Here is an 8,639-nt window from a genome sequence, read left to right on the forward strand (position 1 = left end):
CGGTGCCTCCGGTCGAGTGGTGTTTCTCCACCCGTCTCCCGTCGGTAGCGTGAGCGGTGACCGACGGCCGGGGCCAGCCGTCGTTCGTGCCCGTGTCACGAACGACGGCTGCCTGTTGATCACGAAGGAGACCGCCGATGTCCGAGTCCGGCGTCATCCATGACATCGGGTACCAGCGGTACTCCGGTCCGCGGCTGGGTCGCCTCGCGATGCAGCGGGCCCTGTTCGTGCACGGGCTGCGCGCCGCGTTCGGGTTCGGCCGCTCCGCCAAGGCGAAGATCTTCCCCTGGCTCGTGGCCGCCATCATGCTGCTGGTCGCCGTCATCGTGGCGGCCGCCCGCTCGATCACCGGACAGGTGTTCTTCACCTACTTCGAGTACGCCGACCAGACGAGCCTGCTGATCATCTTCTTCGCGGCGATCGTCGCGCCGCAGCTGGTCTCTCGGGACCTGCGGGCCGGGGTGCTGCCGCTCTACTTCAGCCGTCCGTTGCGGGCCGCCGACTACGTGATCGCCAAGGTCGCCGCGATGACGGCCGCGGTCTGGCTGCTGTTGGGCGTGCCGCAGTTCATCATGTTCCTCGGCGCCGCGTTCACCACCGAGGCCGGCGTCCGCGGGGTGGTCGACGAGCTCGGGGATCTGCTGCCCGGGTGGGCCTACAGCCTGCTGTGGGCGGTGATGTTCGCCGGTGTCAGCCTGCTGATCGCGTCGCTGACCGGCAAGCAGGCGTTCGCCGCCGGTGGTGTCGTGGCGGTCTTTCTGATGACCGTCCCGGTTGTCGGTGTGCTCGCGTCGCTGCCGAGCACCACCGCCAACAGCCTGTCGGGGCTGGCCAGCCCGACCTTTCTGATCGGAGGGGTCGGCGAGTGGCTCACCGATAGGGAGAGCCAACTGGACGTGGGCGTGGGCCGGTTCGGTCCGATCTACGGCATCGAGGCGGCGTGCCTGGTCGTCTCGTGCCTGCTGCTCCTGCTCGCCCGCTACCGGAAGATCGCCTCGCTGTGACCGCCTGACAGTAACGCTGTCGAGGAGCCTCGGAACGGAGACCTGGCGTAGTGATGATCTTGGAAGGCGGATGGGCTCCTCCACGTTCAAGGTACGCCGGTCGTCGGGCCGATCGGGTTCGATGTCTCGTAGCGTTGCGGCCTGGGCGAAGTAGCGGGCGCCGAACCCGATCGGCTGGCTGATGGCGAGGTCGGCCACCAAAGGGGGCGGCGATGCCCGCCGACGGTTACGTCAGCGGGCATCGAGGTGGAGGGGTTCACGCGCAGCAGCTGCCGCCGGCTGACGGGGTGAGGCTGATCAGGCCGGTGACGGTGGGCAGGGCGCCGGGCTGTTCGGTGAGCGCGGCGATCTGCAGGGCCGTCTCGTGGTCCAGGCCGATCTCGTCGGCGGCGGCACGCACGGCGTCGCTGGTGCTCGCGGCGCCGGGCAGCAGGGCCAGGGTCGCGGTGGCGAGCTTGACCGGCACGTCCGGGGCGAGGCCGAAGCGGGCGGCGATCTCGCGGGCGGCGTTCTCCGCCCCGAGGTTGGAGCTGCACACCCCGGTCTCGGGCAGGTCGAGCTGGACGTCGTCGGCGGCGTCGAAGTCCCCGACCAGCGCGGCGCCGATCGAGCGGACCTGCTCGTAGCCGGTGGCCATCAGGAACGTGGGAGCCCGGCCGTAGGACTTCATGCCGACGGCGTAGTAGTTCGGCTCCGGCTGGCCGAGCTCCCGGTAGCCGTGCGGGGCGACCGAGCCGCAGGAGTGCTCGTTAGGGTCGATCAGGTCGGCCAGGGTGCGGGTGCAGCCCAGGATCGGGTCCAGGTCGAGGCGCAGTTCGGTGGCGAAGGAGTGGTCGGGCCGGAACCCGGTCGCCGACACCACCCGGTCACCGGTGATGGTGCGCCCGTCGGCAGCGACCAATTCGATGCCGGTGCCGGTGCCGGTGCCGGTGCCGGTGCGGCGCACGGCGTGCACCCCGAACCCGGTCACCAGGGTGATCTTGCCGGTGTCGACCAGGGCGCGCAGGCCGCTGCCGAGCGCGCCACGGGCGGGCAGTTCGTCGGCGTCCTCACCACCGAACGCGCGTTGCGCGGAGCCGCCGCGTACCGCCCAGGTGATGCGGGTGCCGGTAGCGGTGTCGGCGAGCCGTGCCAGGTCGAGCAGGGTGTTCGCAGCCGAGTGCCCGGACCCGACGACGATGGTGTGGGCGCCTGCGTGGGTGTCGCGGTCGGCGCCGAGCACGTCCGGCAGGGCGTGGTTGATCAGGTCAGCCGCCTCGGGCTCGCCGTGGGCGGGCAGGCCGTTGACGCCGAGCGGGTTGGGGCTGCGCCAGGTGCCGGACGCGTCGATGACCGCGCTGGCGGTGATCTCGGTGCCGTCGGCAAGGCGCACGACGAACGGCAGGTCGACACGGCCGGCGGTGCGGACCCGGTCGACGCCGACGCGGCTCATCGCCACGACGCGGGCGCCGAAGCGCAGGCGCGGCGCGATGGCGGGCAGCTTGGCCAGCGGCTGCAAGTACTCCTCGACCAGTTGCCCGCCGGTGGGCAGCGCCTCGTCGTCCGGGGCGGCCCAGCCTGCGGCGTCGAGCAGCCGGCGGGCGGCGGAGTCGATGTTGTAGCGCCACGGGCTGAACAGGCTCACATGCGCCCACTGCCGCACCGACGCCGCGGCGCTGTCACCGGCTTCCAGGACCAGGAACGGCACCTGCCGCTCGTGCAGGTGCGCGGCGGCGGCCAGACCGACCGGCCCGGCACCGATTACCACGACCGGCAGCTCCCCGGGCTGGTCGCCGCCGGTCGGCTGAGGCCGGGCGGCCGGAGTCGGGAGCACCTCGTCGGTGGTGCCGGCCGGGGCGCAGCAGCCCGCCTCAGCGGTGTCGGTGGCCTGCGGCTCGGGGGCGCAGCAGCCGTCACCGGCGGCGACCGCCTCGTCCTTGGCGGCCGGGGCGCAGCAGGCGTCCGCCTGGGCGGCGGCCTCAGCAGTGCCGCAACACGGGTCCTGCTCGACGATCGGGAGCGAAGTGCTGGCGTTGCTGGTCATGACGAGGACTCCTTGGTGAAGGCAGAATGGGCCGGGTGCGGCGTCGGGCCGACGGTCAGCGCAGCCCGTAGGTGGTGGTCAGCGCCCTCGTGCGGGCGGCCGAGAAGTGGGTGTCGGCGCGGCACGCTGCGGTGCACACCTGGGAGCAGGAGTCGCAGAACGACACGGTCGCCAGCGTGGCGGCCCGGTTACGACGCAGGAAGCGGAACATCAGCCAACCCCTTGGTTAGGTGTTCGTCTAAACAACGAAGCCCATGTTGCCTTCTGCTTAGACGAGTGTCAACCTAGACTCATGTCGAAGTCACCCGCTCCGGTACTGATTGCCGAGTCGTGCTGCCCACCACTGACGGACGCCCGAATCCCGGCCGACACCGCGCTGGCGCTGGCGCCGGCATTCAAGGCCCTGGGCGACCCGGTGCGGCTGCAACTGATGTCGATGATCGCCTCAGCCCCCGACGGGGAGGCATGCGTGTGCGACCTGACGCCCGCATTCGACCTGACCGGCCCCACCATCTCCCATCACCTGCGCACGCTGCGCGAAGCCGGCCTGGTCACCGCGGAACGGCGCGGCACGTGGGTGTACTACCGCGCCCAGGCCGGGCTGATGCGGCAGCTCGCCGGTCTGCTGGCCGTCGACGCCCTGGTCAGCTGACCAACACAGAGCTGTCTTACTTCTGCCCGTCGGCTGACCAGCGCTGGGCGGCGACCTGGACGGCGTCCCACGGGCTGCCCAAGGGTGGGGTGTAGGACAGGTCGAGGTCGCTGACCTGGTCGACGCTCGCACCGTGGTGCAGAGCGGTGGCGTAGATGTCGACGCGTTTGGCGACCGACGCGTCGCGGTGGCCGACTAGCTGGGCGCCGAGGAGCTGGTCGGTGTCGGGGTGACCGGTGACGGCGATGCTGATCGTCCGGGCGCCCGGGTAGTAGGCCTTGTGATCGTCCGCGGTGGTCAGCACCGTTCGGGAGGCGAGGTTGCGAGCGGCGGCGTCGCGGTCGCGTAGGCCGGTGCGGGCGGCGACCAGGTCGAAGACCTTCACCACCTGGGTGCCGAGGGATCCGGCGAAATAGCGTTCGCCGCCGGCGGCGTTCTCCCCGGCTGCCCGGCCCTGCTTGTGTGCGGTACTGCCCAGCGGCATGTACATGTTCACCCCGAGCAGCCGGTGATACGTGTGCACGCAGTCCCCAGCGGCGTAGATGCCCGGGATGTTGGTGCGCATCCGGGAGTCCACCGCGATCGCCTGGCCCGCGCCGAGAGTGACGCCCGCAGTCCTGGCCAGCGCGGTGTCCGGCCGCACTCCGACCACGACCAGTAGCAGATCGGCGGCGAGCGTCACGTCGTCGCCGGCCTGCCGGCCGGTGATCTCCAGGCCGGTCGCCCCCTTCGCGACGCCGGTGACCGTGGTGCCGGTCAGCACCGTCACGCCCCGGCCGATCAACTCGTCCTCGACCAGGGCGGCCAGTGGCGCGTCGAGGGTGCCGAGGACCTGCGGGAGCTGCTCCACGACGGTGACGGCGACCCCTCGGGCGGTCAGGGCTTCGGCCATCTCCAGGCCGATGTAGCCGGCCCCGATGATCACCGCGGTGGCCGGGTTGCGGTCCAGGGAGGCGGTGAGCGCGAACGTATCGGTCATCGTGTGCAGCAGGTGCACCCCGTCGTCGGCGCCCAGCCGGTCGAGGCCGCCGATCGGGGGCCGGACCGGGGTGGCGCCGGTGCCGATGACCAGGCTGTCGTAGGGCAGGCCTTCTTCGCGGCCGTCGGCGCCGGTGACCGTGAGGATGCGCGCCTGCGGGTCGATGCGCCGGGCTCGGGTGTCGAGCTGGAGCTGCAGCCCGGCCGTGTCGAGGTCGGCGCGGGTGCGATGCGCCAGCGATCGCCAGTCCGGGACCTCACCGGACACGTGGTACGGGATGCCGCAGATCGAATAGTTCGGGAAGGCGTCGGCCACCAGCAGCAGCGGCTCCACCCCTGGGTCCACCTGCCGGGCCCGCAGACCGGCACTGATGCCGGCGTCACTGCCTCCGACGATCACCAGACGACTCATGTTCCACCCGTTTTCCGTGGGAGAGGGATGTGACGGCACGCGACCCTGATCCGGCAGACCACCGGGGACGACGCCGGCAGATGAACACCGCGTGGCGCCCCGGCCGAACGGTTCCGGGCCCGGCGGATGTCTGCTGCCGTGGACAGGAGTTCACCTGGGCTCGCTTGCGCCCACGCTAAAGCTCAGTCATCATTGAGTCAATGAACGCTGAATCTTTGTCGTTGACGGCGCGGGCCCGAGTCCACGCGGCGCTCGGCGACCCCGCCCGCCTCGCCATCGTCGACGCGCTCACCCTCGGCGACGCCTCTCCCGGGGAGATCGCCACCGACCTCGCCATGCCCACCAACCTCGTCGCCCACCACGTCAAGGTCCTTCAAGAAGCCGGTCTGCTGATGCGCAGCCGCTCCGAAGGCGATCGCCGGCGCACCTACCTGCAGCTGGTCCCGGGCGTGCTGTCCACGCTGAGCGCACCACGGCTCGACGCCGGACAACGCGTGGTGTTCGTCTGCACCCACAACTCCGCCCGCTCCCAGCTCGCCGCCGCCCTGTGGCGGAGGCGGATCGGCGGCCAGGTCACCTCCGCCGGCACCGTCCCCGCGCAGCGGGTGCACCCCCGGGCGGTGCGGGTCGCCCACTCCCACGGTCTGATCCTCGACCCGACCGGCACCAACCACGTCGACGACGTCGTCGGTGACGGCGACCTGATCATCGCCGTCTGCGACAACGCCCACGAAGACCTCACCGGCGGTATCCGGCCCCGGCTGCACTGGTCCGTGTCCGACCCCGTCCGCGTCGACACCGACGAAGCGTTCGAGGCCGCCTACACCGACCTCGCCGACCGCATCGACCGGATCGCGCCCGCCCTGACCACCGGAGCCGACCATGGCTGACCTGACCCACTCCGACCTGCGCGACCTCTCCGTCGACCAGGACCTCGCTCTGCGGACCGCCGCGGTGCGGCTGGCCGCCGAGTTCGCCGGCCTCTACGGCGCGGAAACCATCGAACGGTTTCTGCACACCAGCTACGACCAGTTCGCCACCGCCCACACCGTGCCGAACTACCTGCCCCTGCTCGCCGAACGCTTCGCCCGCCAGCGCCTACAGGCCCTGGCCCGGGTCGAAGGCCACCAACGCGACGGCAAACCGGTCGTGCTGTTCCTGTGCACCCACAACGCCGGCCGCTCCCAGATGGCCCTCGGCTTCTTCACCGCCCTCGCCGGCGACCGGGCGGTCGCCTGGTCCGGCGGCTCCGAACCCGGCGCCACCATCAACCCGGCCGCGATCACCGCGATGGGCGAACGCGGCATCGACATCACCGGCGAGTACCCGAAACCCTGGACCGACGAGATCGTCCGCGCCGCCGACGTGGTCATCACCATGGGCTGCGGCGACGCCTGCCCCGTCTTCCCCGGCACCCGGTACGAGAACTGGGAGGTCGAAGACCCCGACGGCCTCACCGGCGAGCAGGTCCGCCCGATCCGCGACGACCTCGAACGCCGCGTCCGCACCCTGCTCGACCAGCTCGCCATCCCCGCGCGCTGAACCCACTTCCACCGACACGACCCGGAGTCACACCACTCTCATGCACCAGACAACTTTGTGGCGGCGGCTGCTCGCCGAGTTCCTCGGCACCGCGCTGCTGGTCACCGCCGTCGTCGGCTCCGGCATTATGGCGGTCGAGCTGTCACCCAACGACGTCGGCCTGCAGCTGCTGGAGAACTCGGTCCCGACCGCGTTCGCCCTCGGCGCGCTGATCCTGACCTTCGGCCCGGTCTCCGGCGCCCACTTCAACCCGGTCGTGTCGGCCGCCGACTGGTTCCTCGGCCGCCGCCACGGCACCGGCCTCACCCTCACCGACCTCGGCGGGTACGCCGTCGCGCAGACCCTCGGCGCGATCGCCGGCTCGATCCTGGCGAACCTGATGTTCGACCTGGCCCCCATCACGATGTCGACGAAACAACGCGCCGACGGCCACCTGTGGCTCGGGGAGATCGTCGCCGTCGTCGGCCTGCTGCTGCTGATCTTCGCGCTCGTCCGATCCGGCCGGGCCTCCGTCGCGCCGGCTGCGGTCGGCGCGTACATCGGCGCCGCCTACTGGTTCACCAGCAGCACCAGCTTCGCCAACCCGGCCGTCACCGTCGGCCGCGCCTTCACCGACACGTTCGCCGGCATCGCCCCGGCCTCCGTGCCCGGCTTCGTCGTCGCCCAACTCGTCGGCCTGCTGCTCGGGGTCGGCCTGGTGCTGGCGCTGTATCCGCACGCCGGCGAGAACGCCGACGCCGTCGTCGTCCCGCACGACGCCGACCCGGTCCGCCGCCCGTGAGCACCGACATCCCGGCGCTGCTCGCGGGCACCACCCGCGAACTGACGGACCGCTTCGACGGCGTCCATCCGGCCGACACCGTGGCCCACTACGTCACCGACTCCTACGTCGCCCTTCACCGCACCGCCTTCGCCGACCCCCGGCTGCCGGAACTCACCGAGCGGTTCGCCGTCGACCGGCTCACCGCACTGGCCCCGGCCGGCGGCGCCGACCGTACGCCGTCGGTGCTGTTCATCTGCATCCACAACGCCGGCCGTTCCCAGATGGCCGCCGCCCTGATGCACCACTATGCCGACGGGGCGGTGCGGGTGCATTCGGGCGGCTCGCAGCCCGCCGCGACGGTGTCGAAGTCGGCCGCCGCCGTGCTGGCCGAACGCGGGCTCACCCTCGACGACGCCTACTCCAAGCCGATCACCGCCGAGATCCTGGCCGGCGTCGACGTGGTCGTCATCGCTGGCGGCGGCGACGCCGTCCCGCGGCTGCCCGGACCTCGCTACGAGACCTGGGATCTGCCCCACCCGCCCGGCGACGACCTCGACGGTGTGCGCGCCGTCCGCGACGAGATCGACACCCGGGTCCAAGCCCTGCTCAGCCAGCTCACCACCCACTGATAGGAATCACCATGAGCGACACCAAGCCCACCGTCCTGTTTGTCTGCGTCCACAACGCGGGCCGCTCCCAGATGGCCGCCGGCTGGCTGCGCCACCTCGCCGGCGACAAGGTCGAGGTCCGCTCCGCCGGCTCCGAGCCCGCCGAGACGATCAACCCGGCCGCGGTCGAGGCGATGAAGGAGGTCGGCATCGACATCACCGACCAGACCCCCACCAAGCTCACCTGGGACGCCGCCAAGGAGTCCGACGCCATCATCACCATGGGCTGCGGCGACGCCTGCCCCGTCTTCCCCGGCAAGCGGTACGAGGACTGGAAGCTGGAGGACCCCGCCGGCAAGGGCGTCGACTCCGTCCGGCCGATCCGCGACGAGATCAAGGCCCGCATCGAGGTGCTGCTCGCCGACCTGCTCCCCGCCTCCTGATGGAGTCGATCCGCGATCTGATCATCATCGGGTCCGGACCGTCGGGCTACACCGCGGCGTTGTATGCGGCCCGGGCGAACCTCAATCCCCTGGTGATCGAGGGTGTCAACTCCGGTGGTGCCCTGATGACCACCACCGAGGTGGAGAACTTCCCGGGGCACCGGGACGGCATCATGGGTCCCGAGCTGATGGACAACATGCGGGCCCAGGCGGA

11 protein-coding genes are annotated in these 8,639 nt (G+C 71.3%); 8 read left to right on the forward strand and 3 right to left on the reverse strand.

The features are described 5' to 3' along the window. The first annotated feature begins 137 nt into the window (after positions 1-137). A complete protein-coding gene (locus BC793_RS34605) occupies positions 138-1,004 on the forward strand; it encodes an ABC transporter permease (RefSeq protein ID WP_109600248.1) in 867 nt (288 codons plus the stop codon). Positions 1,005-1,260: 256 nt separating this feature from the next. Here the strand turns inward: BC793_RS34605 and BC793_RS34610 are convergent, their stop codons facing one another. Both BC793_RS34610 and BC793_RS49865 read right to left on the reverse strand, forming a co-directional pair. After that, entirely contained in the window at positions 1,261-3,027 is a 1,767-nt protein-coding gene (locus BC793_RS34610) for an FAD-dependent oxidoreductase (protein ID WP_203896461.1), read from the reverse strand. A 55-nt stretch (positions 3,028-3,082) separates the two neighbouring features. Further along, positions 3,083-3,238 (reverse strand): hypothetical protein, encoded by a 156-nt coding sequence (locus BC793_RS49865; protein WP_158319447.1) that lies wholly within the window; start codon positions 3,236-3,238, stop codon positions 3,083-3,085. Positions 3,239-3,319: 81 nt separating this feature from the next. On the opposite strand from BC793_RS49865, the gene BC793_RS34615 reads away from it, so the two are divergent. Then, positions 3,320-3,679 carry an ArsR/SmtB family transcription factor gene (locus BC793_RS34615; RefSeq protein WP_109600250.1) on the forward strand — a complete coding sequence of 120 codons (360 nt, stop codon included), beginning with the start codon at positions 3,320-3,322 and terminating at the stop codon, positions 3,677-3,679. A gap of 16 nt (positions 3,680-3,695) precedes the next feature. Here the strand turns inward: BC793_RS34615 and BC793_RS34620 are convergent, their stop codons facing one another. Continuing rightward, positions 3,696-5,069, reverse strand: coding sequence for an FAD-dependent oxidoreductase (locus tag BC793_RS34620; RefSeq protein ID WP_109600251.1), 1,374 nt, complete (start codon positions 5,067-5,069; stop codon positions 3,696-3,698). A gap of 200 nt (positions 5,070-5,269) precedes the next feature. Between BC793_RS34620 and BC793_RS34625 the strand changes: the two genes are divergently transcribed. From BC793_RS34625 to BC793_RS34650, 6 genes are all read left to right on the forward strand, one after another. Continuing rightward, positions 5,270-5,959: an arsenate reductase/protein-tyrosine-phosphatase family protein gene (locus tag BC793_RS34625; protein ID WP_109600253.1), complete on the forward strand. Its 690-nt coding sequence runs from the start codon at positions 5,270-5,272 to the stop codon at positions 5,957-5,959. Then, positions 5,952-6,611, forward strand: coding sequence for an arsenate reductase ArsC (locus BC793_RS51795; protein WP_109600255.1), 660 nt, complete (start codon positions 5,952-5,954; stop codon positions 6,609-6,611). Before BC793_RS34625 ends, BC793_RS51795 begins: the two co-directional genes overlap by 8 nt. A 40-nt stretch (positions 6,612-6,651) precedes the next feature. Continuing rightward, on the forward strand, positions 6,652-7,392 hold the full coding sequence (locus BC793_RS34635; RefSeq protein ID WP_109600257.1) for an aquaporin: 741 nt from the start codon (positions 6,652-6,654) through the stop codon (positions 7,390-7,392). Continuing rightward, on the forward strand, positions 7,389-8,003 hold the full coding sequence (locus BC793_RS34640) for an arsenate-mycothiol transferase ArsC (RefSeq protein ID WP_109600259.1): 615 nt from the start codon (positions 7,389-7,391) through the stop codon (positions 8,001-8,003). The genes BC793_RS34635 and BC793_RS34640 overlap by 4 nt, the downstream gene beginning before the upstream one ends. A gap of 11 nt (positions 8,004-8,014) precedes the next feature. Further along, positions 8,015-8,425 carry an arsenate reductase ArsC gene (locus tag BC793_RS34645; RefSeq protein WP_109600261.1) on the forward strand — a complete coding sequence of 137 codons (411 nt, stop codon included), beginning with the start codon at positions 8,015-8,017 and terminating at the stop codon, positions 8,423-8,425. Further along, a partial coding sequence (locus BC793_RS34650; RefSeq protein WP_146246577.1) for an NAD(P)/FAD-dependent oxidoreductase occupies positions 8,425-8,639 on the forward strand: 215 nt, incomplete at its 3' end. The genes BC793_RS34645 and BC793_RS34650, both read left to right, overlap by 1 nt.

Source organism: Actinoplanes xinjiangensis (genome assembly GCF_003148685.1).
GTDB lineage: Bacteria > Actinomycetota > Actinomycetes > Mycobacteriales > Micromonosporaceae > Actinoplanes > Actinoplanes xinjiangensis.